Genomic DNA, 24,798 nt, shown 5'->3' with positions numbered 1-24,798 from the left:
ATGACCAAAATATGGTATTTAGCGCATGAACCGCCAGGTCAAGCCGCCGGTCGCTTGGCGGTCAGGGCGGCGATCGCCTCATCGAGGTCCTGACGGTCGAAAGGTTTCGCCATATGGCCGCTCATGCCGGCGGCCAGGCATTCCGCTTCATCGGCAGCGCTCGCATTGGCGGTCAGCGCCAGAATGGGAACATCGGGCACGAGATCGCCATTTCTCAGCCGGCGGGCCGTCTCGAGCCCGTCCAGCTCCGGCATCTGGACATCCATGATGATGAGATCGGGCCGCCCACCCTTGGCAATATAGTCCAGCACCGCATTGCCATTTGTCACGTGGTGAACCGAATGATTCGACTTCTCGAGCAAGGTGCGGGTCAGGAACGCGTTGACCGGATTGTCCTCGGCGAGAAGGATGTTCAGTTGCGGTACTTTCCTCTCGCCTTGAGTCATGCGCCGCAGATCCTTGACTGCGCTCGCGATCGTGTGATCGTCCGACTGCACGAGCTGGCGCAGCAAGGTCGCGCGGCGGAGCGGTTTCAGCAGATAGCCGGCAAAGGGTGTCGACAGGAAATCGCGCAGGGCGCGGCGCTCTTCCGCCTGAAGCAGAATGAAGACGGGCTTCCCCGCCGGCCGCTTGCCTTCATTCGCCGCCCGCCAGATGGCGAGTGTCGCAGCGAAGCTCGAATCGCAAATGAGGCCGTTGGCGGAATGCGGCTTGTACAGGGCCTGGCGCAGCTCCGCCTCCGACGCCACATGCCGCGTCTCGGCGCCAAGGACTTTCAACGTCGCCTCGAGGCTCGTGAAGGTCGGCCCCGGCGGCAAAGCGAGCTCATAGGCGCGGCCCTTCAAAGGCTCGTTGCCGCCTTCATGACGCACGCTCACGCACGGGAGCATCACGCGGAAAACCGACCCCTTGCCGCGCGCGCTCTCGACCGTGATCTCACCCCCCATGCCTTCAGCGAGCTTGCGCGAGATCGAAAGCCCCAAGCCGGTGCCGCCGAAACGGCGTGCGGTATCATCGCGTCCTTGCGCGAATTCCTCGAAGATGCGGGATTGCTCTTCTACCGTCATGCCTATCCCTGAATCGGCGACCGCGGCGATGAAGGTGATCTGCTCGGGATCGCCGGCGCAGGGCGCCGTCGACAGGCTAATCGCGACGCCGCCCGATTCCGTGAATTTGATGGCGTTGCCGGCGAGATTGAGCAGGATCTGGCGCAGGCGCAGTTCATCGATGAGGAGGCGCGGCGGCAGGTCGGCCGAGGCCGAACAGGTGATCTCGATCCCCTTGGCATGCGCGCGGGGCGCCAGAAGCTCGATCACGCTCTCGGCGAGGACCAGAGGATCGATCCAGTCCGGCGCCAGGGCCACGCGGCCCGATTCGATCTTGGAGATGTCGAGAATCTCATCGATGATCGAGAGCAGCGAGCGTGCCGAGGCATCGACGGCGCCGGCATAGTTGCGCTGCTCGGGGTTGAGCTCGGTGTCGAGCAAAAGCCCGTTCATGCCGATGATGCCGTTCATCGGCGTGCGGATCTCGTGGCTGGTCGCGGCCAGGAAGCGGCTCTTGGCGTGGTTGGCGGCTTCGGCTTCGGCGCGCGCCAGTTGCAGCATGTTGAGAACGGCCTCGACATTCTCGCGGCGCATGTCGGAAGCCCGCCGGCCGAAATAGACGGCGAGGGCGATGACCGCGGTCAGGAACAGGCCGACCGGCACCCAGGCCCGGGTGAGGCCCTCGGCGCCGAAAATCATGGCGATGCAGAAAGCGAGACCCGCCGCCACACACAATACGCCGACGGTGAACTGCCAGGGGCTGAAACGGATGCCGGGACGCGCCAATAGGCGCAAGGCCGCAGTCACCGCCGCCGTGCGGTCGATCGAACCGTCCTCTTTCCGATCGGAGTTCATCTCGCTCGCCACATGCCGTTTCTGACGCCTGTTAACCTTTTCATTCGCACAGGCATCTTAGAAAAAGCCTACCGGTTAAAGTGAGCGTCAATAAAGGGTAAATTTGCAACAACGCTAATTACGTGACGCAAATTATCGTGTCCGCTGGCATTAAGAATATTTGGGTGCGCGGCGCATGACCGGCGACGACTGGATGATCGATGTATTGGTCTGCGCGTAAGGGATGAGCCGGTCGATGACCCGCTCGAGATCCTCGATGCGCGCCACGAAGACCTTGGCCATGAAACAATCCTCGCCGGTGATGCGGTCGCATTCGATGATCTCGGGAATATCGGCCAGCAAGGCGGTGACGCGCGGCAACTCGCCCATCGCCGGGCGCACGCGGATATAGGCGCCGACGGCGAGGCCGAGCGCTGCCGGGTCGAGCCTGGCGGTAAATCCCTGGATCACGCCCACATCCTCGAGCCGGCGCAGGCGGTCTGCGGCACTTTGCGGCGACATGCCGAGCACGCGGCCAAGATCGGCGAGCGAGATGCGGGCATTGTCGGTCAGCGTGGCCAGCAGCTGGCGGTCGACAGGGTCGAGATTCGCTCCAGCGATTCTTCGGTTATTCTTCATAATCACCTCCGAATTCTCCGCATTTTATCCCTGTCGGCTACATATACCAGTCCAAACTTGTGCGAAACCGGCCATTCTCCGGGCATGAACCGGTTCGCCACGTCCTTACCCCCGCATGTCTTTTTCCTGATCAGCGCGGTTTTTCACTATCTCGGCCCCTCCTTCGCCGTGCTGCTCTTCGGCCAGATCTCGCCGCTGGGCGTCGCCTGGCTGCGCATCGCCTCGGCCGCCGTGATCTTCGCTTTGTGGCTGCCGCCCTGGCGGGTCATCGCCGAGGCTGCGCCCAAGGCACGCCGGCTCATCCTGCTTCTCGGCGTCATCCTGGCCGCCATGAACATGACCTTCTATCTCGCGATCGAGCGGCTGCCGCTCGCGACCGTCGCGGCCATCGAATTCGCCGCCACGATCGCGGTGGCGCTCATCGGCCTGCGCAGCGCCCGCAATTTCCTGGCGCTCGGGCTCGCGGTCGCGGGCGTGTTCCTGCTCATCGGCTTCAAGATCGCGGGCGATCTCGTGGGACTCTGTTTCGCCTTCGCCAACGCGCTCCTCTTCGCGCTCTATGTCATTGTCGGCCATTCGATCGCCAGGCAAGGCGGCGCATCGGGCATTGCGCGGCTCGGGGCCGCCATGGGTGTCGCCTTCATCGTCGCCTCGCCCTTCGGCTTCAGCGATGTCGCCAAGCTCGCCACGCAGCCGCTCCTGATCCTCGCCGGCATCGGCGTCGGCATTTCCTCATCCGTCATCCCTTATATCTGCGACCAGCTGGCGATGGCGCGCTTGCCGCGCGCGAGCTTCGCCTTGATGCTGACCCTTCTGCCGGCCATCGCCGCGGTGACGGGCGCCATCGTGCTTCGCCAGATCCCGGGTCCCCTCGATCTCGCGGGAATCTTCCTGGTGATCCTGGGCGTCGGCCTGCACCGGCCGGCGGATATTGAGAGCCCGGCCGAGCCCTCGAGCGAGGAGCAGAGGGCCCTTGGCTAGGCTTCTGTCGCCGGTTCTTTACGTGCGGGCATGCAGGCCCTCACTGCCAATAGCTTTACCCTTTCAACAGCCTTTCAATACCCCTTTCAAATACCTTTCAGTACCCTTTCAAATACCCTTTCAATATCCTTTGCCTCGGGCTTCATGACGGCTCGCTCGAAATCGGGCGAACGCTTGCGCACAAGGAGATGGAGCGCGCTCACCGCAGGCGGCAGGAAGCCCGCTTTGTGGCGCAGCGGCGAGGCCTCCCGGCAACAGGCGCTGAGCTCATGCACGATCGCCAGGATGGTTTCGACGATGGTGGCGAAGAACGCGGCGATCTTCGCCGCCCATGGCGCGACGATGCGGTCGAGCGCCGCGCTTTGGCAAAGCGTGCTGGTCATGTGACGGTTCCTTTTGGGAGGGAGAGTGCCAAGCCTTTGAAGTCCGGCCATGGACTTCGGGCACTCTGATATTTTCCAAATCACCGTTTGGCCCACGATGTCAAGAGGCAAAAGGTCCCTTGTGCGGGACAGCGTTGTCCTCCTACGCTCTTACGAGCTTCGGAGGACTGCACAAGCTTACTTGTTCCAGTAATCGAAAGCGAGCTTCTGTCCTCCTACGCTCTTACGAGCTTCGGAGGACTAAACACGCTCACTTGTTCCAATAATCAAAAGCAAGCTTCTGTCCTTCTACGCTCTTACGAGCTTCGGAGGACTGCACAGGCTTACTTGTTCCAGTAATCGAAGGCGAGCTTCTGCCGGCCTTGCACGAAGGCCAGCGCTTCCTTGCCGGTCCAGGGTCCCTCATAGCTCAACCGATAGACCTTGCCGACCCACCAGCCCTGACCCGGCAGCCGGTCGGACTCGCGCACGACCAGGGCCGCAAGCTCGGGCTCACCCGCTTCGCGGCCGGCCTCATCGATCGCATCGAGAGTGCGGCAGAGGGCCCGCATCTTGGGACGGCTGAAGCGGTGGCCAAGCTCCATGAGCAGTTCCGCATAGCTGACGTCGCGGCGCGCTTTGGCGGCCGCGATCAAGAGCGTGCGCACCGCGCCGATGTCGCTCACCGGTGTGCCGGGAAGCTCATCGAAAGAGGCGTGGCTGTCTCTCATCCTGCCCATGAGCCTGAGACTAGCACGACCTCGATCGCGTTCGAGGTCTCGCAAGGGGTGAAGTTGGACCAGGAAGGCCTCGCCATCTCCCCGGAGGCTCTCATGCTCAGATTCGTCCTCTCCCTCATGCTGCTCGCCGTCTTCGCCCTGCCCGCCGCGTACGCCGACGATCGGATCGGCTTCAGGGAGATCACCGAGCCGGATGAGAGCCGGCCGCTGCATGTGGCCCTGTGGTATCCGACGAAGGACGCGAGGCCTGAGATATCGGTCGCCGAGAACCCCGTGTTTTATGGGGTCTCGGCCGTCAGGGATGCCAAGGCGGCAGATGGCTCTCACCCTCTCGTCCTCCTGTCGCACGGGTTTGGCGGAAGCTTCCGCAATCTGAGCTGGCTCGCGGCGGCGCTGGCGCGTGAGGGCTATGTCGTCGCTGCCGTCGATCATCCCGGCACCACGACCTTCGACCGGGATCCCGAGAAGGCGGCAAGGCTGTGGGAAAGGCCGCGCGATCTGAGCCGCGTCCTCGACGCCCTGCTCGCCGATCACAGCCTGAGCATCGCCGCGACGCGGATCGCCGCCATCGGCCATTCGCTCGGCGGCTGGACGGTCGCCGAGCTTGCCGGCGCACGTTTCGATGCTGGGCTGGTGACGCAGGATTGCGAGACGCGCTTCGGCGCCATCGCCTGCAAGCTCTTCGCCGGGCTCGGCATCGGCCGCAGCGCCGCTGCGACGGAAAAGCTCGGCAGCGACCTGCGCGATGCGCGGATCGGTGCGGTGGTGACGCTCGATCTCGGCCTCGCCCGCGGCTTCACGCCCGAAAGCCTCGATGACATCCACATACCTTTCCTCGTCATCGCCGCCGGAGTGGATATCGCCAAGGATGAAGCAGCAAAAGCCGAGGTCGCCGCGACCAACCAGGATTCGCGCTATCTCGCCGAATACCTGCCCCAATCGACAACGACCACTGCGGAGATTGCCGATGCCCTGCATTTCAGCTTCCTGCAAATCTGCAAGCCGGGCGCCGTCGACCTCATCGAGGAAAATGCACCCGGCGAGGGCATTGTCTGCAAAGATGGCGGTGGACGCGCACGGGCGGATATCCATCGCGACGTGGCGCAGAGGATCATAACCTTTCTGGCGAAGTCACTGCCGCCCGAGTGAGCTTGTCACTCCGCTACCGCGCGGCCGAGGCGGTCTGCACGGAATACACCGCAAAAATGCGATAGGGACCCGGCTCGGAATCTTTGAAGGCACCCTTCCTCAGCAGAATGATCGCTTCATCGAGCGATGCCAGCAAGCAATGTCGGTTGACATCATGATCTTTCGCCAAGCCGTTGCATGAAAGCGGCGAACATTCCGGACCGGCGCCGGCATTGAAGGTGACGACGTCGAAGCCTTCGAGAGTCTTCGTTTCCGGCAGGGAGACGTTGGTAGCAAACGCGAGGTCGGGTGCCGGCATCACTTCTTCAGTGCCATCCTCATCGAACTGTCGTTCATGGATTTCGTAATAGAAGAATTTGGCATCTTTCAGATCGATCCCTTTTTCCGATGCAAGGCGCAGAATGACATCGATCGAATCGAAGAGCCAGAATCCGTTATGCTTCCACGCACTGTAATAATCCGCGAAGCAGTGCGACACGCATCCGCTGACGGAATAGATATCCTCCACCCCGGCCGCTCCGAGCCAATCGGGGCAGTCTGCCACAAATTTTGCCATATAACCGGCGGGGATCATGATCCTTCATGCCGCCTGGCGGAAGGCGGCGAGTTTCTGGCGATAGCTCAGCGCCTCGACGACATGGAGGCGGCCGACGCGCTCCTCGCCGTCGAGATCGGCGAGAGTGCGGGCGACACGGAGAACGCGATGATAACCTCGCGCGGAAAGCATCATCGCATCAGAGGCCTCATGCAGGATGCGCAAGCCCGGCTCGTCCGGTGTGGCGATCTCATCGAGCAGCGTGCCATCGGCTTGCGCATTGGTCCTGAGCTCAGGCAGGCCGAGGCGCGCGAAGCGCTCACGCTGGCGCTCGCGCGCTTTGGCGACGCGCATTGCGACCTCGGCACTGCCTTCCGACGGAACCGGCCGCGCCAGATCGGCGGCGCGCACCGCGCCCAGCTCGATCTGGATGTCGAGGCGGTCGAGCAGCGGGCCTGACAGGCGCGCCTGGTAATCGCCGGCACAGCGCGGTCCCTTGGCGCAGACATGGCCGGGCTCGCCCGCCATGCCGCATTTGCAGGGGTTCATCGCCGCGACCAATTGGAAGCGCGCCGGATAGGTGATGTGGTAGTTGGCGCGCGCGACCTGCGTCTCGCCCGACTCGAGAGGCTGGCGCAAGGCTTCGAGCACGCGCGGCTGGAATTCCGGCAATTCGTCGAGGAACAGCACGCCATTGTGGCTCAGCGAAATCTCGCCGGGCTTCGCCTTGAGGCCGCCGCCGACCAAAGCCGGCATGCTCGCCGAATGATGCGGCGAGCGGAACGGGCGCTTGCGCGTCACCTTGCCGTCCGGCAATTCGCCGGCGAGCGAGGCGATCATGCTCGTCTCCAGCATCTCGCGCGCATCCATGGGCGGCAGGATCGACGGCAGGCGCTGGGCCAGCATGGATTTGCCGGCGCCCGGCGGGCCGACCATCAGCAGATGATGGCCGCCGGCGGCCGCGACCTCGAGCGCGCGCTTCGCCGCCTCCTGGCCCTTGATGTCCTTGAGATCGGGCAACCGCGTCTGATCCTCGGCGAGGCCCGGCTTGGGGCGTGACAGGATCTGCGTGCCCTTCACGTGATTGAGGATCTGGATGATGGTCTGCGGCGCCAGGAGATCGACCTCATCGCCGGCCCAGGCGGCCTCGGGTCCGCAGGCCCTGGGGCAGATGAGGCCGAGACCCCTGGCATTGGCGGCGATGGCGGCAGGGAGCGCTCCCGTGACGGCCCCCAGCGCGCCATCGAGGCCCATCTCGCCGATCACCAGATAGCGGTTGAGGAAGTCCTGCGGCAGGACGCCCAGTGCCGAAAGCACGGCAAGCGCGATCGGGAGGTCATAGTGGCTGCCTTCCTTGGGGAGATCGGCGGGCGAGAGATTGACGGCGAGCCTCTTGCCGGGCAGCGCCAGGCCCACGGCGAAGAGCGCCGCCCGGACCCGCTCGCGGCTTTCCACCACCGCCTTGTCGGCGAGGCCCACGATGTTGAACTGGACCTGGCCCGACAGGAACTGGGCCTGGACATCGACCGGCACAGCCTCGATGCCCTGGAAGGCGACCGTCGTTGCATGCGCCGTCATGAAAGCCCCCGGGTGAGCTTCCACAGCGTAAATCAGTCCTCCCGGTCAGTCAAGAACATTTAGAGAACATTGTGGGTTGAGATTTGCGCCCAATGGACACTTTCAACATTCAAACGAAATAAGGGATCACAATAGGGGTAACTGGCTCTCTCTCGGAGAGTCAGGCGTTGGGCGGGCCACAATGCCAAGGCTTGGCGATACCGTCATGAGGTCCGCAGGGTAGGGCTTGAGGAGCGCTCTCAACTCATCCTCTGCGGCCGGCTCCTCGCCCAACCATTTGCCATGATCCTTGGCCGCGATGATGACGGGCATGCGATTGTGCACTCTGCCTACAAGCTCATTGGGCTCCGTGGTGATGATGGTGCAGCTCCTCACGATCTCGCCAGTGATAGGGCTTCTCCACTCATCCCATAGTCCCGCAAAGGTCATGAGCTTCGCGTCTCGCAGGCTGAAGAAGTGTTTCTTCTCGTAAAAGCCCTCGGCAGGAAAGAGGCAGCGTTGCCCCTTCCGCCATGCGCCGCGATAGGTCGGCGTCTCGTGGATGCCCTCGGAGCGAGCATTGTAAGTCGAATACTCAAGGAGGTCTGACTTGGACCACGCCGGCACGAGGCCCCACCGCATGCGCTCTATCTCGCGAGCGCCGTCCGCAAGGACCAATACAGGCACGTCTGAGCCCGGCCGCCACTCACTGTGAAGCTTCTCGCGCCACTGCCTACCACGGAAGGGATTGAGCTTGAGCTGAGAGACTTCCTCAATGCTCGGATCACGAACACGTCCACACATACTGACAAACCTCTGGACTCATTGTTCTCTGTATGTTCTAGTCCCGAAATGAACCAGAGTCAAGCCAAGGAGGTGCACCGCTCATGCCCCGCCCGATGTCCTTTTCCGACAGCCAGCATTTCTTCCAGGGCTTGGCCGAATGTCGCATTCTCGCGGTTGCCCGCGAGCGGGGAGAGCATCACGACTCGGCATTGAGGAAGCGCTGCGAGGGCCTCATTGCTGCCGTAGACGGTGTGGCTGGGGAGCTGGTGGGCTATCTCAACGTTGTGGACCACCAAGCGCGGGCGTGAGCCTTGCCGAGAGACATTCCGAAAATCGCAGAGAGATCCCTCATGGTGCGGCGTCCGTTGCGTCCAAGCTTCAGTCCCACAGAGTTGCCCACGCTCCTTGATGCTCTTGAACGCGCACGCAAATGGTCGTTGAAGTACGGACAAGCGCAAACTTTCTCTTCGGACATGCGGCCGAAGTGCGATGCCGTGGTGAAGGCTGTCGATGAGCTGGCGTTGTCTCTCACGGGCCAAGCGGACTACTTCGCGCCCGGCATCTTGCCGACCGACAGAGGAAGAGGCGGCCTCTGAGTCGTCTAATAGTCCGCTGACTGGTTCTATCGTCGATCATCAAGCCGGGCGAGCACGAGCCCCAGACAGCTAAGCCCTGACCGCCTCGCCCGGTGTCCGATAGAGTACGTCGCCCTTGCTGACGCCGGTGATCACGTGGATGGACGCCTCCAGGCCGCGCTTCGCCATCAGGCCGCCGACTTCCCGCGCCCCGCCCTGATGATCCATCGGAAGGATCGAGCATAATTCGGCGCCGGCATCGGTCAGCTTCACAAGCTGCAGGCTGAAATAGACCTTCTTCTTCATTTCGCCACGCAACAGCAGCCGCCCGAATCTGATCCAGATCTGGGCGCCGGCTTCCGCCTTGCTGGTGGAGATCGCAAAATCCCCGCCCACTTCCTGGATCAGGCCCAGGGCCTCGAGCTTGAGCATCTCGTGGAGATAGGGGCCCCTGAGGTCCTCAGGCTTGAGCACGGCGGAAGGCGTCGGGTCCTTCGCATCCATGGAGAAGGCGCGTGAGGCGATGCGCTGGAACAGGCTCGCCGACCCTGGGTCGAGCTCGGAAACGATCCGGAGCGTGGAGAAGGAAAAGGAGCCAGGCTTGCGGATCTCGCCGCTCAATATATGCCCGAAGGTCTGTCGCAGATTCTCGCTCGCCGCCTTCTCCGCATAGGCGGCGAAGAAGTTCAGCCAGTCATCGCCGATCGGATCGGCGGCGCCCCGCTCAGTGTCCGGCGCGTTCGCCATCTGCTTGAGCACGTCCAATGCCTGCATGACGACGGCCTGCCGGTTTTCATGCTTCGCAAAAATCTCGCGATAATGCGCCGCGAGAATCGGCCCGAAGATCTCCTGTCCACCGGCCTCGACAGATTTGGCCGCCTCCTCCGATCCCTTTCGCCCCTCATGGCCGTCACCGGGCACGCGCAGAAAATCGACCGCATCGCCGAGCAATCTATCTATCGCTGCGACCGCCCGCTTGTTGAGGCCGCCCTTGATGCCTCGCCTTGCAAGCTCGTCCGCTACCGAGATCTCATGGCCCAGCGGATCATCTTGTTTCACTATGACCGCTTCCGCTCGATCGCGTCCCAGATCAAGCTTGCGATATCGGCGCCGCCAAACTTCTTGACCTGGCGTATGCCGGTCGGCGAGGTGACATTGATCTCGGTCAGATAATCGCCGATCACGTCGATGCCGACAAAGATGAGACCGCGCTTCTCGAGATCGGGGCCCAGCCTTTCGCAGATCTCCTCCTCGCGCCTGGTGAGCACCGTCGGCTCCGGCCTGCCGCCGACATGCATGTTGGAGCGGTGCTCATTGAGCGCCGGCACGCGGTTGATGGCGCCGGCGAACTCGCCATCGACCAGGATGATGCGCTTGTCCCCTTTTCGCACCTCGGGCTGATAGCGCTGCGCCATGAAGGGCTCGCGAAAACTCTGGGTGAAGAGCTCGACCAGCGAGCCGAAATTCTGGTCCTCGCCGGCAAGCCGGAAGACGCCGGCGCCGCCATTGCCGTAAAGCGGCTTCAGGATGATCTCGCCATGCTCCTTGCGGAACTCCAGCAATTCGCGTGGATCGCGAGTGACGAGCGTCGGCGGCATCAGATCGGCGAATTCCATCACATAGAGCTTTTCCGGCGCGTTCCTCACCTCTTTCGGATCATTCACCACCAGGGTCTTGGGATGAATATGCTCGAGCATATGGGTGATGGTGATGTAGTTCATGTCGAAGGGCGGGTCTTGGCGCATATGCACGACATCGAAGGTGCCGAGATCGACACGCTCAGGCCCTCCAAGAGTGAAGTGACTGCCCTTCTCGTCGCGCAGCTTGATCGGATGGCCGGAGGCATTGAGTGTGCGGCCTTTGAGCGCCAGCGCCTTGGGCTGGTAGTAGAAGAGATCGTGGCCGCGCGCTTGCGCCTCGAGCATGATGGCGAAGGTCGAGTCGCCCGCGATATCGATGCTCTCGATCGGATCCATTTGCACGGCGACGCGAAGTTTCATTTTCAGTCTTCCACGATGATGGCGTTGGGGATGTGGTGCGGCCACTGGTAGGGGGAGATGGTGACGATGTCAAAGCGGCAGATGCCGAGGGCGGCCTTGGGATCGCGCGCCATCCAGATGCGCGCCGCGGCAGCAATCCGGCGCGTCTGGAAATCGGTCACCGCCTCGACCGCGAGATCGGCGGTGCCGCGCACCTTCACCTCGATGAAGGCCGTCACCTCGCCACGGCGCATGATGAGGTCGACCTCGCCCGCGCCCGATTTGAAGCGCCGCGCCAGCAGGCGATAGCCCTTGAGACGCAAGCTCGCCAGCGCCAGGCTCTCGGCCCAGCGCCCGCGGCGCTCATTGCGCCTTCTTGTCTTTGAGGACGAGGAGACGGTCATAGAGCTCCTTCTTGGCGAGACCGAAACGGTGCGCGACCTCGGCCGCGGCCTTGCCGGCCGGCATGTGGCCCGAGGCCTCGAGCAAAGCTTCATCGATCGTTTCCGGCGCCGGCGCTTCATCGAGGGGCGGCGACACCACCAGGGTGATCTCGCCCTTGATCGTCTCGCGCTCGGCCAATTGGGCGGCCACTTCCGGCGCCGGCCCGCGCACCACCTCCTCATAGAGCTTGGTCAATTCGCGCGTCACCGCCACCGGGCGCGGCCCCAGCGTTTCCGTGATATCGGCAAGGGCGGCTTCGATGCGGCGCGGGCTCTCGAAGAAGATCAGCGTCGCCGGCACGGTTTTGAGAGCGCCCAGCAGGCGGCGGCGCTCGCCTTGCTTCTCCGGCAGGAAGCCGCAGAACATGAAGCGGTCGGACGGCAGGCCCGACAAGGCCAAAGCGGCCAGCGGAGCCGAGGCGCCCGGAATGACATGGAGCGGCAGGCCCGCCTCGATGACGGCGCGGGCGAGCTTGAAGCCCGGATCGGAAATAAGCGGTGTCCCGGCATCGCTCACCAGCACCAGGGCCTTGCCCGCCGCAAGCTCGGCCAGGATGCGGGGCCGCAGTTTCGCCGCATTGTGATCATGATAGGGCACGAGCCTGGTGCTAATGCCGTAGCGTTGGAGCAATTTCCCCGTGACCCGCGTATCCTCGCACAGTATCTCATCCGCCGCGGCGAGCGCGTTAACCGCCCTTAACGAAATATCGGCAAGATGACCAATTGGTGTCGACGTCACATGGAGGCCGGGCGCCAGCCTTTCGGCCTCGAAAACAGCCCCTTTTATGCTATAGCGACGGTCGGCTGCGGTTGTGGCGGACATGGGTCGAGTTGGGGGTGGAGTTGGGGACATTGAACGGACAGAGTGGATCTATAGCGCCTCGTGAAGGCTTGTGGCAGTGGCGCTTCGTGCTGCTCGGCCTGATTTCGCTGATGCTCGCCGCCTGCACCAATTCCAAGATGGCCGACATGTTCAACGATGCCGGCGTCAAGGGCGAGCAGCTCACGCGGCAGGCGGCGTCGGGACGCAAGGTCGCTCTGCTCCTGCCGCTCTCGGGTCCGGGCGAGACCAAGCGCATCGCCCAGGCGATGAAGCAGGCGGCCGAGCTCGCTCTGACCGATACCGGCGGCGGCGGCGTCACCCTCATCACCAAGGATTCAGGCGGCAACGCCGGCACCGCGCAGGCCGCGGCCCAGGCCGCCCTCAATGAAGGGGCGGAGATCATCTTGGGTCCCCTTCTCGCCCCCGAGGTCCAGGCGGTCAAGAAGGTCGCGCAAGGGCGCGCCAATGTCATCGCCTTCTCATCGGCAAGCAACGTCGCCGGCCAGGGCACCTATCTCATGAGCTTCCTGCCCGAGGAGGAGGTGGCGAATGTGGTGCGCTATGCCGCGCAGCAGGGCAAGCGCAAGATCGCGCTGCTCTATCCGCAGACGCAATATGGCAGCAACGTCCAGCAGGCCTTGACCCGCCAGGCGGGCGCCAGCGACGTCCAGATCGCCGCATCGCAGCCCTTTGCGCGCGGCCAGGCCGGCAGCTCCGCGGCCCAGCGCATCGCCCAGGACATCAATGATCCGAGCCGCCAGATCGATGCGCTCCTCATCCCGGAAGGCGGCGATGCGCTGAGAAGCTTGAGCGCCACGCTCGAGCAGAATGGCGTGACGCCGCAAAAGGTGACCATCCTCGGCACCGGCCTCTGGGACGACAGCGTCACGCGCTCGACGCCGATCGCGCAAGGCGGCTGGTATGCGGGCGTCTCGCCCGACCTCGTCGAGCGCTTCAACAGCAAATATTCGGGCGCCTATGGATCGAGCCCGCCGCGCATCGCAAGCCTCGCCTATGATGCGGTGAGCCTCGCCTCTGGGCTTGCCCGCAAGGGAGATTTCTCCGCTTCCGCGATCACCGATTCGAGCGGCTTCCAGGGCCAGAACGGCCTCTTCCGCTTCCGCCAGAACGGCCTCATCGAGCGCGGCCTCGCCATCCTCGAAATGTCCGCGAGCGGACCGCAAGTGGTGGCGCAGCCGCCGAGCCGCTTCGGCGCGGGATTCTAGGCGATGGCCACGGCCATCGTGGTCCAGAAGTACGGCGGCAGCAGCGTCGCCGACTTGCAGAAATTGCGCCTCGTCGCCGAGCGTGTCGTGCGCACGCAGAAGGCGGGGCACGACGTCGTCGTGGTCGTGTCGGCGATGGGCGATACCACCGACGAGCTGCTCGGCATGGCCAAGCAGATTTCCGCGGCCCCCGATCGTCGCGAGCTCGACATGCTGTTGACCGCGGGCGAGCGCATCTCGATGGCGCTGCTCTCGATGGCCATCCGCGAGCTGGGCGGCAACGCCATCAGCTTTACGGGCAGCCAGTCGGGCATCATCACCAACGATCGGCACGTGGACGCGCGCATCATCGAAGTGCGGCCGTATCGCGTCCAGGACGAACTGGCACGCGGCAAGATCGTCGTCGTCGCGGGTTTTCAGGGCGTGTCGTACAGGAGAGAGGTGACGACGCTCGGCCGGGGCGGCAGCGATACGACCGCGGTCGCGATGGCGGCGGCACTCGACGCGGAGTATTGCGAGATCTGCTCGGACGTCGACGGTGTCTATTCCGCCGACCCGCGGGTCGTACCGCAGGCACGGCGCATCGGCACGCTCTCCTATGAGGAAACGCAGGAGATGGCCGAGTCGGGAGCGAAGGTCCTGAACGCCCAGGCCGTCGAATTCGCCAAGGAGCGAGGCATCGCGATCTACGCCCGCGCGACGAGCGGTCCCTTGCCGGGCGCCGATCCGTCCGCCGACGGCACTGTCGTCCGCAAGAACCCGCCTCGGATGCCGGGCACCGTTGTCGGCGTCGCGAGCGAGCGCGACGTGCTCGTGGTCGAATCCGATGCCGGCGCCGAGAGCCTGCTCACCGCCCTCGACGAGCATCACGTGGCCGGCAAGCAGCTCTACGTGCCGACCAACACTGCCCACGCCGCGCTGGTCGTCTCGCGCGAGAACCTCCACGACGCCGCGGGCGTTGAGCGGGCCATGCACGCGCGCTTCGGCGATCGCGTCACGTTCATCAGCGGCCTCGGCGCGGTGAGCGCGATCGGCGCCGGCATCAACGCCACCTACGCGAATGTGCGCGCGGGGTTGTCGGTGCTGCGCCGTGCAGAAATCCCGTGCAGCGGGATTTCGACCTCGTCCTTCCGCATCACGTGGTTAGTGCCCGACGCCGACGTCGCCCAAGCCTCGCGCGCGCTGCACGCGCACTTCATCGAATCCGGAGCGCCGCGCGTTCCTTGACCCGTGCAGGTTTTCCGGCGGGCGGGAGCCGCCTGCGGCAGATTGGAAATCCTCAGCCACACTTCATTGGGAAGTGCATCATTTATTTGCTAGGATGGGCTCCAGGGATGATGACAATGAACAGGCGTATTTTCGCGACCTTGGGAGCAGCTTGCGCGCTTTGCCTTGGGACAAGGAAGCTTGGTGCATATGTTCTCCCTCCTGTCGCGCCAGGCGAACAGGAGGGCTCAACTCCTCCACATCCCTCACCTCCACTCAGCGAACCAGAGCGGTTCCCTGTTTCAATCGATGAGTATAAGTCGATCGATCCCGCATTTTGGCCGCAATTGGTCAGCTATGCGACCGCCGAACTGCCCGGCACGATTGTCATCAATACCGACGATCGCTTTCTTTATCTGGTGCTGGAATCGGGTCAGGCCAAGCGATATGGCATTGGCGTCGGGCGTGACGGATTCGGATGGTCTGGCACGGCAATGGTCGGGCGCAAGACGAAATGGCCGATGTGGTTCCCGCCGAAGGAAATGCAATACCGCGACAAGGAGGCACGCAGGTGGCGCAGGGGCATGCCGGGCGGTCCTCGCAACCCACTGGGTGCGAGAGCCCTCTACCTCTTCCAAGGCAGCGCCGATACGCTCTTTCGTATTCACGGCACGCGCGATCCGAAATCGATTGGCAAGGCCGTCTCCTCGGGCTGCATCCGCATGCTGAATGCAGACGTGGTTGAATTGTACGATCGCGTGGCGCCGGGGACCAAGGTCGTCGTACTTCCGAGTACCCGGCCTGTAGTTCAGAAGCCGAGGCGATCCAACAAAATTGCACAAGCGCGGAGGAGACGCCGCAATAGAAACCGCTACGCGGCCTATAGACGTTATTACCGTCGAAGGTATCGAAGATCGATTTTCGACTTGTTTTGGGGGCAAGACGATTGGTAGGCGGATGTCCGCTTCGGACCAGATTCGGACTTAATGATCATGTCCGCTGTAAGGTAGCTTTCCCTCACAGAGCCAAACCACGTTCTCATCGGGTCGGGACCTACCAAACCGGATCATGCGCTAATTGAGCAGGTGGACCAGCCATAGAGACAAGGCTGGCACCGCCGCCACGATCACGAGCCTGACCAGATCGGCGCAGACGAAAGGCAGCACGCCGCGATAGGCGGCGGTGACCGGAATGTCGCCGGCGATCTTGCTGACGATGAAGACATTGAGGCCAATGGGCGGCGCCGCAAGGCCGATGCCGACGACGACCAGGACCAGGATGCCGAACCAGATGGCGACGTCCTCAGGCGTCATCCCGAAATCGAGCGCCAGCACGATCGGCACGAAGACCGGGAGCGTCAGCAGGATCATGGCGAGCTCGTCCATGACGGCGCCGAGCAAAATATAAGTCAGCAGCATGCCGGCCAGCACGGCATAGGGCGGCAGGCCCGAAGCGCCGATGAGGTCGGCAAGGACCGTCGGCATCCGCGTCAGCGCCAGAAAAGCGCCGAAGACCTCTGCCCCGAACAAGATGAGGAAGATCATGCCCGAGGTCTCGGCCGTCTGGCAGAGCGCCGTGATGATGCCTTGCCGGCTCAGCTTGCGCTGTACCAAGCCGATGGCGAGCATGACGATCACGCCGACGGCTGCTCCTTCGGTCGGCGTGAAGACGCCGCCATATATCCCGCCGACGACGATGATCGCGAGCGCCGCCGTCGGGATCAGGGCGAAATCGGCAAAGAGAAGGATCATCCCGATCGCGGCGACCAGGATCGCCGGGGCATTGCCGATGATGCCCGCATACCATCCGGCGAGTGCCGCGGCGCAGAAGACGAGGCCGGCGGGCCGCGCCCATGCGGGGCGATTTGGCGGCGCGCCGGTTTCGCTCGCGACCAAGGGCGCGTATTCCGGCTTGCGCCGCACGACAAAGGCGATGGCCAGGCAATAGAAGGCCGATGCCAGGAGACCGGGGATCAGTGCCGCCTGGAACAGCTTGGCGATGTTCTGCTCGGCGGTGATCGCATAGATCACCAGGATCACCGATGGCGGGATCAATATGCCCAAGGTGCCGCCGGCGGCGATGGTGCCGGCGGCAAAGCCGGGCTCGACGCGGGCCCGCCGCAATTCCGGCAGCACCGCCCGGCCGAAGGTCGCGGTCGTTGCGACCGAGGAGCCGCAAATGGCGCCAAAGCCGGTGCAGGCCAGGATCACGGCCATCGGCAATCCGCCTTGCATCCGGCCCAGCCGTCTTTCGGCCACCTTGAACAAGGAGGCGGCCATGCCGGAACGCTCGGCAAGCGCTCCCATCAGGATGAAGAGCGGAATGACGGAGAGCGTATAGCCCGCGAACTGATGATAGGTGTTCGTCTCGAGATAGTAGAAAAGGGCGCGCGGCCCGGACAAATAGGCATAGCCCGCCGCACCGACGGCGAGCATGGCGAGCGCGATCGGGGCTCTGAGCGCGATGAGGCCGAGCATGGCGGCGAAACCCAGCGCCGCCAGGGCCATGCCGCTCAATGGCCGGCTCCGAATTTGACGAGGGCGGTCGCGGCGGCGCTGATGCAGGCGAGCGCGCACAGGACGGCAGCGACCGCATAGATCGGCCAGATCGGCCAGGGCAGCTGGACGAGCGTCTCGCCATATGCCCAAGCTTCGACGGCGCCCGACGCGAGCCCCCAGGCGAAGAGGCCGAGGAAGGCGCAGAGGAGCAACGCCCAAGAACCGTCGAGCGCGCTGTTCAGGCGCGGCGACAACGCTTGCGTGAAGGTGTCGACCGCGATGTGGCCGCCGCGCATCTGGGTGTAGGAGAGGAACGCGAAGACGGCGAGGCCGACGCCGATCTCGACGAATTCGAAGTCGGCAGGGATGGGCTTGTTGAAGAGCCAGCGCCCCAGCACGCTCGCCGTCACGAGCGTAGCGACAGCGAGGACCAACAGGCCGCCTCCGATCGCGGCTACGGTCGCCGTTCTCTCTGCGAGGTGAACCAATCGGCGGGAGAGATGCATCGCTTATGCCTAGAGCAAATCCCGCCAAAGTTGAAGACCGGGGCGCGTGGTCAGGAAAAGTGGATACCGGTTTACCGTCCGATCACGCACCAACTTGAGATTTCGACCACGTTTATCATATGGAATTTGTGAGGTGTTTAGAGCGGTATCACTCTCCATCATTCCCCTTCTCCCGCTTGCGGGAGAAGGTGCCCGACAGGGCGGATGAGGGTGTTGGTCCCACCTGCAACGGATTCTCCTGTGAGCTTAGAAACGACAACGTTCATCGCCTATCAGAATCGAGAATGTACAGAAGCATTACCTTGAAAGACACCCTCATCCGGCCTTCGGCCACCTTCTCCCGCAAGCGGGAGAAGGGAAAAATCTGAGGCGCCTACTCTACCGAAACTCTCGCCGCGCGCTATGCCGCATCATACTTTGCTACAAGCTTCTTTGCCGTCTCGATGAGCGCTGCGCCGTCCAGTCCCTTGGCCGTCATGTCGGCCTGCCATTTCTCGTGAACCGGGCTGGTGGCTTCGATCCAGCGCTGCTTTTCCGCCTCGGTGATTTCCGAAACGACGCTCGAACTGTCCTTCTTCACCATCTCCGCCACTTCGGCGCCGACCTCGTCCCACATCTTGCCCGCCGATTGCGAGAATGCCATGCCGGAATTCTTGTCGAGTATGCCCTTGAGATCAACGGGCAGCGCGCCATAGCGCTCCTTGTTCATCGCCAGGAAGAAGGTCGTCGTATAGAGGGTCGGCGAGCCCGGCACGGACGTATGAAACTTGGTCAGCTCGTTGACCTTGATCGAGGGCACGACTTCCCACGGGACGACGCAGCCGTCGATGACCCCTTGCGCCAGGGCTTCGGGCGTTTGCGGTACCGGCATGCTCACCGATACCGCGCCCAGCGCCGACAAGGCCTCGCCGGCGAGGCGCGTCGGATTGCGCAGCTTGAGACCTCCCAGATCCTCCATGGTCGTGATCTTCTTGCGGGTGTGGATCAATCCCGCATCATGCGCCCAGAAGGCAAGAAGCTTTACATCCGCCGTCTCCTTGGCAAGATGGCTGTCGCCATATTCCTGCGCCGCCGGCGCGTTCGCCGTCGCGCGCGCCGCGGCGATGAAGGGCAATTCGAAGACTTCGGTCGAGGGAAACCGGCCCGGCGTGTTGCCCGGCAAGGTCCACACGATGTCGACGACGCCGTTCCTCGCCTGGTCGTAAAGCTGCGGCGGCTTGCCGCCCAATTGCATGGCCGGGAAAATGTCGATCTTGAGCCGCCCCTGGCTCTGCGCGTCGATCTCCTTTACCCAAGGCTCCAGGAGCCTCTTATGGACATTGGCGACGGGCGGCAGGAAATGGTGCAACCTCAAGGTCACCTGCTCCTGCGCGCCGGCGTTCCGCGCACGCAACACGGCGGGCGCCACGACCAGGGGAGCTGCGGCCTTGATGAAATGACGGCGCGATAGAGTCATTCTCTCCTCCCGCAAGTTCACATGATTGTTTTCAAAACCCTGTCTTAGGCGCAAGGGAACGTCAAGAGGCGCCGGCGGCCGCCAATTGCGCGATCACCGCATTGAGCACGCGGCGCCCGGCATGGGTCGCGACGAGCCGGTCGCCCTTGACGCTGACGAGGCCCATCTCGGTGAGCTCGGCCAGATGCGACGGCGGACGGCCGGAAAGCGCGCTGTAGCGGGCGAGATCGATGCCCTCGGCAATGCGCAATCCCATCAGCAGATATTCGGCGGCCTGGTCGGAGGTTTCGATCATCGTCTCCTCGATCACGCCATGGCCGCGGGCCTCGACCTGGGCGCGCCAGGTCTCGGGATGCCGCTCGGTCGCGAGCGCGAGGCGCCGCGATCCCTCATCGATGCGGCTGTGGGCGCCGGGCCCAACGCCCGCATAATCGCCATAGCGCCAGTAAATGAGATTGTGGCGCGATTCATGGCCGGGCGCCGCGTGGTTCGATACTTCATAGGCTTGAAGGCCCGCCTTGGCGGTCAATTCCTGCGTGACGTCATAGAGCTCGGCCGCCACATCCTCGTCCGGCACGACGAGCTTGCCCAGGCGATGGAGATCGGCATAGCGCGTCCCCTCCTCGATGGTGAGCTGATAGAGCGACATATGGCCCTGCTGCTCGCCGAGCGCGCGCGCAAGCTCGCTTTGCCATTGCGCCACCGTCTGGCCGGGCCTTGCATAGATGAGATCGAAGGAGACGCGGGGAAAAGTCTTCGCCGCCAGCCGGAAGGCTCCGAGCGCTTCCTCGGCCGTATGCTGGCGGCCCAGCGCCTTGAGATCGGCATCGGCGAGCGCCTGAACGCCGACCGAGACTCGATTGACGCCGGCCGCCCGATAGCCCGCAAAGTTCTTGGCCTCGACACTGGTCGGATTGGCTTCGAGCGTCACCTCGGCATCGGGGGCGACGGTCCAGAGTTCGGCGATCCGATCGAGCACGCGCCCCACCGCCGCGGGCGGCATCAGCGACGGCGTGCCGCCGCCGAAGAAGATACTGTCGACCTTTCGCCCTTTCGTCCGCGCGCCGAACCAGGCGAGCTCGCGGGCCAGCGCATCGGCGAAGGACGACGCATCCACGGGCTCATGCCGGACATGCGAGTTGAAATCGCAATAGGGACATTTGGCCTTGCAGAAGGGCCAATGCACATAGATGCCAAAGCCCGGATCAGAAGAGCGCATCGACCAGTTTCCGGAACGCCACGGCGCGGTGCGAGATCTCATGCTTGGCGTCAGGGTCCATCTCGCCAAAGGTCTCGCTTCGTCCGTCGGGCAGGAACATCGGGTCATAGCCGAAGCCGCGCTTGCCGCGCGGCGGCCAGACGAGCGAGCCATGCACCTGGCCTTCGAAATTCTCGACATGGCCATCGGGCCAGGCGACCGACAGGACGCTGACGAAATGCGCGCGCCGCTGCTCGGGCGAAGCGGCGCCTGAGGCCTGCATTTTCTCTTCGACATTGCGCATGGCGAGCGCGAAGTCCTTGGCGGGGCCGGCCCAGCGCGCCGAGTATATGCCGGGATCGCCGTCGAGGACATCGACGCAAAGGCCTGAATCATCGGCGAGCGCCACGAGGCCCGACCCCTTCGCTGCCGCTTCCGATTTGAGCTGGGCGTTGGCTACGAAAGTCGTGCCGGTCTCCTCGGGCTCGGGCAGGCCCAGACTTCCGGCCGAGACCGCCTCGACGCCATAAGGGCCCAGAAGCTCGTTGATCTCATTGATCTTGCCCGGATTATGCGAGGCGACGACAAGCTTTTGATCACGCAAGGAGCGTCGCGGAAGCCCCCAGATGCGGGGCTCCGCGAATTCGACCGAATTGCCGGCGGGATCGCGGCAATAAATCGAGCGGCCGCCGCCCGGCCATTCGAAATCCGCCTCGATGGCGATGCCGTGACCCGCGAGACGCTCGCGCCAGGCGTCGAGCTCTTGGGCGCCAGCCGAGAAGCAGACATGGCCCGGACCATGCGCGCCATGGGGCGGTGCCGAGGTGAAGGATCTGGGCTTCACTTCGGATTTCAGCGGATTGAAGACGAGCAGCATGCTCTCGCCGCAATGCAGGAAGACGAATTGCTCCTCGAGCTCGCGGCGCACTTCGAGCCCGAGGACCGTCTCATAGAAATGGCGCAAGGCCCTGATGTCCTCGCCATAGACGATGGTCTCGAGGATGGCTTTCGCCTTCATTGGACCGCCTGTTTCTGCAGCGCCACCAATTCGCCGATGCCTTGCTGTGCGAGCGCCAGCAATTCGAGGAAGCGTTCCTGCGAGAAGGGCTCGCCTTCCGCCGTGCCCTGCACTTCGACGATGCCGCCCTTGCCGGTCATCACGAAATTCGCATCGGTCTCGGCGCTCGAATCCTCCTCATAATCGAGATCGAGCACGACCTCGCCATTGTGGATGCCGCAGGAGATGGCGGCGACATGATCGCGCAAGGGATTGGCCTTGAACATGTCGCGGGCCGTCATCCAGGCGAGCGCATCATGGAGCGCGATCCAGCTGCCGGTGATGGCGGCGGTGCGGGTGCCGCCATCGGCCTGGATGACGTCGCAGTCGAGCGTGATCTGCCTTTCGCCCAAGGTCACGAGATCGACCACGGCCCGGAGCGAGCGGCCGATGAGGCGCTGGATCTCCTGGGTGCGGCCCGATTGCTTGCCCTGGGCCGCCTCGCGCCGCATGCGATCGCCGGTGGCGCGCGGCAGCATGCCATATTCGGCCGTGACCCAACCCTTGCCTGCCCCTTTGAGCCAGGGCGGCACCTTCTCCTCGACGGTCGCCAGGCACATCACATGGGTGTCGCCGAAACGCACAAGGCAGGAGCCTTCCGCATGTTTGGAAATGCCGCGCTCGAAACTCACCTTGCGCAATTCTTGGGGCTTCCGCCCGGACGGCCGCATAGTCTCTCCTTTTCCGATTGAACGGGGGAGGGTTCTACAGCATCGGGAGAAGAAGTGCGAAGCGCTTTTGCCTCAGGCTGCCGCGCGTCGCCAGGGCGGAAACGGGTCCGGCAAATGGCTGTAATCATGGACGGAAAAGCGCGACGGCCTCTCAGGCCCGACCAAGCAGCGATCGAGCGCCGTCCGGATCGCCGCTTCCTCCATCCCCATGCCGATGAAGACGAGCTCCTGGCGGCGGTCGCCCCAGCCTTCGACCCATCTGGCCTTCAGCTGGCTCAGCCATTCGGGATCATCCGGCCAGAGCGTTTCGGGCACCGCCGCCCACCAGAGGCCCATGCCCTCGGTGCGGCAGATGGCGCCCGCAAGGCTCATATCGCCGACCCAGTCGGGCCTGGTCGCCAGCCAGAACAGGCCCTTGGCGCGGATGAGGCCGGTCCAGCCTTGCCCCAGAAATTCCTGGAAGCGCTCAGGGTGGAACGGCCGCCGCGCCCGGTAGACGAAGCTCGCGACACCATATTCCTCCGTTTCGGACCGGTGATCCTCATGGCCATAGAGCGCCTTGAACCAGAGCGGATGCTCATGCGCCTTATCGTGGTCGAAGAGGCGGGTGTCGAGCACGTCCTTCATGGCGACGCGGGCGAAATCCGTTTCGATGATGCGCGCATCGGCGTTCAATGCGCGCACGACCTGGCGCACGATCTCGAGCTGCTCGCGGGAGATGTCGGAGATCTTGTTGATCACGACGATATTGGCGAATTCGATCTGGTCGACCAGGAGGTCGACCAGGGCGCGCTCGTCACCCTCGCCGGCCACTTGCCCCCGTTCTTTAAGGAAATCATGGCTCGCGTAATTGCCGAGCAGGTTCACCGCATCGACGACCGTCACCATCGTGTCGAGGCGCGCAATGTCGGAAAGCGAGCGGCCCTCCGCGTCGCGGAAGGCGAAGGTCGCGGCGATCGGCAAGGGCTCGGCGACGCCGGTGCCCTCTATAAGGAGATAGTCGAATCGCCCCTCTTCTACGAGGCGGCGCACCTCGGCCAGAAGGTCGTCGCGCAAGGTGCAGCAGATGCAGCCATTGGTCATCTCGACCAGTCGCTCGTCGGTGCGCGAGAGGTTGCTCCCCGCATTGCGCACCAATTCGGCGTCGATATTCACCTCGCCCATGTCGTTGATGATCACCGCGACGCGGCGGCTGTCACGGTTGTTGAGAATGTGATTGAGCAATGTCGTCTTGCCGGCGCCGAGGAAGCCCGACAGCACCGTGACGGGAATGCGCGTGTCCTGCGTCAATGCACTTCTCCAGCACCACCGATCGCGACGATCCCATAGGGCATGCCTTCGACATCGATGACGCGGGCCTCTTCCAAGGTCTCGGGATTCGCGATGCGCAAGAGGCCGGCCAAGGGATCGCTGACCACGATCTCCTCACCCGCCACGGCGAGGCGCGGACGCGGATCGCGCCAATGGCCGTCCATGCTGTAAGCTTGCGTGAGCTTGGCGCTCTTCACGATTTCGCCTTTGATGGCATCGATGCGATGCAAGGAGCCATCCTCGGTGAAGACATAGATGCGCTCGGAATGTTCGGGATCGATGATGAAATCGACCCGGCGGGCCGGCAGCTTGACCAAGCGAAAGGCGTCCTTGGCCGAGACGTCGATCAGAACGATTGCGTCAGGCCCGTAATTGCCGATGAAATAGCGCAGCGACTTGGCGCCCCTGAGCGTCGTCGCCTTGCCATCCGGCAGCGTGGCCGGATAGGGAATGACGGTGATCCGAGGCTCCTTCTTCTGCGCGTCGACGAAGATCAGGCCCTTGGCGCAGGCGATCGCCACCAGACGGCCGGAGGATGCCTCGCCATGCAGATCGGGACAGGCATGGTCCGCCAGCGCCTCGCCCTTTTCGCCCAAGAGGCGCATGCCGATCGGCAGCGCGTCAGGGTCATGGGGGTGCGGTATGGAAACAAGCGTCTTCCCGCCAAGCGGCACCGCCACGCCATGATGCGGGCTTGCGGTCTTGATCACTTGCGGTGCGAGCTTGCCTTTGGCGAATTGCCCTTCGCTGACGAGCTGGGCGGTTCCATCGCCGTCATGGAAAATGGCAATCCGGCCATCATGCTCGACGAAATGGACCGGATGCGCGCCCTTGGCCGTGGCATTGAGAAGGTAAGGCTGCGACAGCTTGAGATCGCCATGGTCGCCATGATCATCAAGCGCGACGCCGGACGTGATCGCCGAGACGCGGTCAGCATCCGACTGCACCGCGAAGACCGTCTTGCCGCTGGCGCTTTTGTGCAAGGTTGCCGGACCCAGCGTGCTGATGGTGGCGAGAATCTTGCCGCTCTTGACCTCGATGGCGCGCACCGTGGCCTGGCTGTGATCGGCGACGAAGACCCGCCAATGGTCCATTTCCGCCGCCCAAACAGGTCCCGCCATCAGTCCCCAAAGGCCCGCCCAGGCCAGAAGTCTCCGCAACCCCATCCGCTTGCTCCATTTATGAAATGTTATAACATAACATATCAAACTTTTGGCGAA

The 24,798-nt window shown here is 63.6% G+C and carries 25 protein-coding genes and 1 pseudogene; 6 read left to right on the top strand and 20 right to left on the bottom strand.

The genetic code is table 11. The annotated features are described in order from the left end of the window. Nucleotides 1-38 precede the first annotated feature (38 nt). Together DS839_RS24115 and DS839_RS24110 are read right to left on the bottom strand one after the other, a co-directional pair. Complete coding sequence (locus tag DS839_RS24115) at nt 39-1,901, bottom strand: response regulator (protein ID WP_119273050.1); 1,863 nt, start codon at nt 1,899-1,901, stop codon at nt 39-41. Between the two features lie 150 nt (nt 1,902-2,051). Continuing rightward, entirely contained in the window at nt 2,052-2,519 is a 468-nt protein-coding gene (locus DS839_RS24110) for an Lrp/AsnC family transcriptional regulator (RefSeq protein ID WP_119273049.1), read from the bottom strand. Nucleotides 2,520-2,603: 84 nt separating this feature from the next. Here DS839_RS24110 and DS839_RS24105 point away from each other — a divergent pair, with 84 nt between their 5' ends. Continuing rightward, a complete protein-coding gene (locus DS839_RS24105; protein ID WP_119273048.1) occupies nt 2,604-3,500 on the top strand; it encodes an EamA family transporter in 897 nt (298 codons plus the stop codon). An 86-nt stretch (nt 3,501-3,586) separates the two neighbouring features. Here DS839_RS24105 and DS839_RS24100 read toward each other — a convergent pair whose 3' ends face one another. Further along, on the bottom strand, nt 3,587-3,883 hold the full coding sequence (locus tag DS839_RS24100; RefSeq protein ID WP_119273047.1) for a hypothetical protein: 297 nt from the start codon (nt 3,881-3,883) through the stop codon (nt 3,587-3,589). A 323-nt stretch (nt 3,884-4,206) separates the two neighbouring features. Beyond that, nucleotides 4,207-4,593 (bottom strand): ribose-phosphate pyrophosphokinase, encoded by a 387-nt coding sequence (locus DS839_RS24095; protein WP_119273254.1) that lies wholly within the window; start codon nt 4,591-4,593, stop codon nt 4,207-4,209. Nucleotides 4,594-4,695: 102 nt separating this feature from the next. Between DS839_RS24095 and DS839_RS24090 the strand changes: the two genes are divergently transcribed. After that, nucleotides 4,696-5,751 (top strand): alpha/beta hydrolase family protein, encoded by a 1,056-nt coding sequence (locus DS839_RS24090; RefSeq protein ID WP_119273046.1) that lies wholly within the window; start codon nt 4,696-4,698, stop codon nt 5,749-5,751. Nucleotides 5,752-5,764: 13 nt separating this feature from the next. Here DS839_RS24090 and DS839_RS24085 read toward each other — a convergent pair whose 3' ends face one another. The 3 genes from DS839_RS24085 to DS839_RS24075 form a co-directional block, all read right to left on the bottom strand. Beyond that, a complete protein-coding gene (locus tag DS839_RS24085) occupies nt 5,765-6,325 on the bottom strand; it encodes a hypothetical protein (protein ID WP_119273045.1) in 561 nt (186 codons plus the stop codon). A 6-nt stretch (nt 6,326-6,331) separates the two neighbouring features. Next, entirely contained in the window at nt 6,332-7,864 is a 1,533-nt protein-coding gene (locus tag DS839_RS24080) for a YifB family Mg chelatase-like AAA ATPase (RefSeq protein WP_119273044.1), read from the bottom strand. A 126-nt stretch (nt 7,865-7,990) separates the two neighbouring features. Further along, on the bottom strand, nt 7,991-8,647 hold the full coding sequence (locus DS839_RS24075) for an SOS response-associated peptidase (RefSeq protein ID WP_119273043.1): 657 nt from the start codon (nt 8,645-8,647) through the stop codon (nt 7,991-7,993). Nucleotides 8,648-8,730: 83 nt separating this feature from the next. Here DS839_RS24075 and DS839_RS24070 point away from each other — a divergent pair, with 83 nt between their 5' ends. Next, the gene (locus tag DS839_RS24070; protein ID WP_119273042.1) at nt 8,731-8,937 is read left to right on the top strand and encodes a hypothetical protein; all 207 of its coding nucleotides are present in this window, start codon (nt 8,731-8,733) and stop codon (nt 8,935-8,937) included. A 357-nt stretch (nt 8,938-9,294) separates the two neighbouring features. Here DS839_RS24070 and DS839_RS24065 read toward each other — a convergent pair whose 3' ends face one another. Genes DS839_RS24065 through rsmI form a run of 4 tightly spaced genes read right to left on the bottom strand, consistent with a single transcriptional unit; the run spans nt 9,295 to nt 12,449 of the window. Then, on the bottom strand, nt 9,295-10,263 hold the full coding sequence (locus DS839_RS24065) for a DUF2806 domain-containing protein (RefSeq protein ID WP_119273041.1): 969 nt from the start codon (nt 10,261-10,263) through the stop codon (nt 9,295-9,297). Next, entirely contained in the window at nt 10,263-11,204 is a 942-nt protein-coding gene (gene gshB, locus DS839_RS24060; RefSeq protein WP_119273040.1) for a glutathione synthase, read from the bottom strand. The genes DS839_RS24065 and gshB overlap by 1 nt, the downstream gene beginning before the upstream one ends. A 2-nt stretch (nt 11,205-11,206) precedes the next feature. Beyond that, complete coding sequence (locus DS839_RS24055; RefSeq protein ID WP_119273039.1) at nt 11,207-11,587, bottom strand: YraN family protein; 381 nt, start codon at nt 11,585-11,587, stop codon at nt 11,207-11,209. Continuing rightward, nucleotides 11,547-12,449 carry a 16S rRNA (cytidine(1402)-2'-O)-methyltransferase gene (gene rsmI / locus DS839_RS24050; RefSeq protein WP_119273038.1) on the bottom strand — a complete coding sequence of 301 codons (903 nt, stop codon included), beginning with the start codon at nt 12,447-12,449 and terminating at the stop codon, nt 11,547-11,549. The genes DS839_RS24055 and rsmI overlap by 41 nt, the downstream gene beginning before the upstream one ends. 68 nt (nt 12,450-12,517) lie before the next feature. Here rsmI and DS839_RS24045 point away from each other — a divergent pair, with 68 nt between their 5' ends. The 3 genes from DS839_RS24045 to DS839_RS24035 all read left to right on the top strand — a co-directional run bounded on the left by DS839_RS24045 (nt 12,518) and on the right by DS839_RS24035 (nt 15,834). Continuing rightward, the gene (locus tag DS839_RS24045; RefSeq protein ID WP_119273037.1) at nt 12,518-13,675 is read left to right on the top strand and encodes a penicillin-binding protein activator; all 1,158 of its coding nucleotides are present in this window, start codon (nt 12,518-12,520) and stop codon (nt 13,673-13,675) included. 3 nt (nt 13,676-13,678) lie between these two features. Beyond that, nucleotides 13,679-14,902: an aspartate kinase gene (locus DS839_RS24040; RefSeq protein ID WP_119273036.1), complete on the top strand. Its 1,224-nt coding sequence runs from the start codon at nt 13,679-13,681 to the stop codon at nt 14,900-14,902. 116 nt (nt 14,903-15,018) lie between these two features. Then, nucleotides 15,019-15,834, top strand: a complete 816-nt coding sequence (locus tag DS839_RS24035) for a L,D-transpeptidase (protein WP_368911876.1) — start codon at nt 15,019-15,021, stop codon at nt 15,832-15,834. Nucleotides 15,835-15,954: 120 nt separating this feature from the next. Here DS839_RS24035 and DS839_RS24030 read toward each other — a convergent pair whose 3' ends face one another. From DS839_RS24030 to DS839_RS23995, 9 genes and pseudogenes are all read right to left on the bottom strand, one after another. Beyond that, the gene (locus DS839_RS24030; protein WP_368911907.1) at nt 15,955-17,388 is read right to left on the bottom strand and encodes a TRAP transporter large permease; all 1,434 of its coding nucleotides are present in this window, start codon (nt 17,386-17,388) and stop codon (nt 15,955-15,957) included. Between the two features lie 5 nt (nt 17,389-17,393). Next, a complete protein-coding gene (locus DS839_RS24025) occupies nt 17,394-17,813 on the bottom strand; it encodes a TRAP transporter small permease (protein ID WP_162918764.1) in 420 nt (139 codons plus the stop codon). A 472-nt stretch (nt 17,814-18,285) separates the two neighbouring features. Continuing rightward, on the bottom strand, nt 18,286-19,341 hold the full coding sequence (locus DS839_RS24020; RefSeq protein WP_119273032.1) for a TRAP transporter substrate-binding protein: 1,056 nt from the start codon (nt 19,339-19,341) through the stop codon (nt 18,286-18,288). Between the two features lie 61 nt (nt 19,342-19,402). Then, nucleotides 19,403-20,560, bottom strand: a complete 1,158-nt coding sequence (hemW, locus tag DS839_RS24015; protein ID WP_119273031.1) for a radical SAM family heme chaperone HemW — start codon at nt 20,558-20,560, stop codon at nt 19,403-19,405. Continuing rightward, complete coding sequence (gene rdgB, locus DS839_RS37025; RefSeq protein ID WP_438816547.1) at nt 20,547-21,167, bottom strand: RdgB/HAM1 family non-canonical purine NTP pyrophosphatase; 621 nt, start codon at nt 21,165-21,167, stop codon at nt 20,547-20,549. The genes hemW and rdgB overlap by 14 nt, the downstream gene beginning before the upstream one ends. A 72-nt stretch (nt 21,168-21,239) precedes the next feature. Beyond that, a pseudogene (locus DS839_RS37020) lies at nt 21,240-21,557 on the bottom strand (VOC family protein); the annotation flags it as partial. After that, nucleotides 21,554-22,267: a ribonuclease PH gene (rph, locus tag DS839_RS24005; protein WP_119273029.1), complete on the bottom strand. Its 714-nt coding sequence runs from the start codon at nt 22,265-22,267 to the stop codon at nt 21,554-21,556. The pseudogene DS839_RS37020 and the gene rph, both read right to left, overlap by 4 nt. A 72-nt stretch (nt 22,268-22,339) precedes the next feature. After that, nucleotides 22,340-23,557: a GTP-binding protein gene (locus DS839_RS24000; protein WP_119273028.1), complete on the bottom strand. Its 1,218-nt coding sequence runs from the start codon at nt 23,555-23,557 to the stop codon at nt 22,340-22,342. Beyond that, complete coding sequence (locus DS839_RS23995) at nt 23,554-24,744, bottom strand: hypothetical protein (protein WP_368911875.1); 1,191 nt, start codon at nt 24,742-24,744, stop codon at nt 23,554-23,556. Before DS839_RS23995 ends, DS839_RS24000 begins: the two co-directional genes overlap by 4 nt. Nucleotides 24,745-24,798: the final 54 nt, after the last annotated feature.

Source organism: Taklimakanibacter deserti, assembly GCA_003574785.1.
Note: the sequence above shows the minus strand (reverse complement) of the source record. Positions and strands in the feature narration are given on the sequence as shown.

Coding starts and splice junctions, on each gene's coding strand:
- DS839_RS24070 (WP_119273042.1), top strand. CDS start 8,731: ATGCCCCGCCCGATGTCCTTTTCCGACAGCCAGCATTTCTTCCAGGGC.
- rph (WP_119273029.1), bottom strand. CDS start 22,267: ATGCGGCCGTCCGGGCGGAAGCCCCAAGAATTGCGCAAGGTGAGTTTC.
- DS839_RS24100 (WP_119273047.1), bottom strand. CDS start 3,883: ATGACCAGCACGCTTTGCCAAAGCGCGGCGCTCGACCGCATCGTCGCG.
- DS839_RS24095 (WP_119273254.1), bottom strand. CDS start 4,593: ATGAGAGACAGCCACGCCTCTTTCGATGAGCTTCCCGGCACACCGGTG.
- DS839_RS24110 (WP_119273049.1), bottom strand. CDS start 2,519: ATGAAGAATAACCGAAGAATCGCTGGAGCGAATCTCGACCCTGTCGAC.
- DS839_RS24075 (WP_119273043.1), bottom strand. CDS start 8,647: ATGTGTGGACGTGTTCGTGATCCGAGCATTGAGGAAGTCTCTCAGCTC.
- DS839_RS23995 (WP_368911875.1), bottom strand. CDS start 24,744: ATGGGGTTGCGGAGACTTCTGGCCTGGGCGGGCCTTTGGGGACTGATG.
- rsmI (WP_119273038.1), bottom strand. CDS start 12,449: ATGTCCGCCACAACCGCAGCCGACCGTCGCTATAGCATAAAAGGGGCT.
- DS839_RS24040 (WP_119273036.1), top strand. CDS start 13,679: ATGGCCACGGCCATCGTGGTCCAGAAGTACGGCGGCAGCAGCGTCGCC.
- DS839_RS24030 (WP_368911907.1), bottom strand. CDS start 17,388: ATGGCCCTGGCGGCGCTGGGTTTCGCCGCCATGCTCGGCCTCATCGCG.
- gshB (WP_119273040.1), bottom strand. CDS start 11,204: ATGAAACTTCGCGTCGCCGTGCAAATGGATCCGATCGAGAGCATCGAT.
- DS839_RS24055 (WP_119273039.1), bottom strand. CDS start 11,587: ATGACCGTCTCCTCGTCCTCAAAGACAAGAAGGCGCAATGAGCGCCGC.
- DS839_RS24020 (WP_119273032.1), bottom strand. CDS start 19,341: ATGACTCTATCGCGCCGTCATTTCATCAAGGCCGCAGCTCCCCTGGTC.
- DS839_RS24080 (WP_119273044.1), bottom strand. CDS start 7,864: ATGACGGCGCATGCAACGACGGTCGCCTTCCAGGGCATCGAGGCTGTG.
- DS839_RS24090 (WP_119273046.1), top strand. CDS start 4,696: ATGCTCAGATTCGTCCTCTCCCTCATGCTGCTCGCCGTCTTCGCCCTG.
- DS839_RS24035 (WP_368911876.1), top strand. CDS start 15,019: ATGAACAGGCGTATTTTCGCGACCTTGGGAGCAGCTTGCGCGCTTTGC.
- hemW (WP_119273031.1), bottom strand. CDS start 20,560: ATGCGCTCTTCTGATCCGGGCTTTGGCATCTATGTGCATTGGCCCTTC.
- DS839_RS24105 (WP_119273048.1), top strand. CDS start 2,604: ATGAACCGGTTCGCCACGTCCTTACCCCCGCATGTCTTTTTCCTGATC.
- DS839_RS24115 (WP_119273050.1), bottom strand. CDS start 1,901: ATGAACTCCGATCGGAAAGAGGACGGTTCGATCGACCGCACGGCGGCG.
- DS839_RS24085 (WP_119273045.1), bottom strand. CDS start 6,325: ATGATCCCCGCCGGTTATATGGCAAAATTTGTGGCAGACTGCCCCGAT.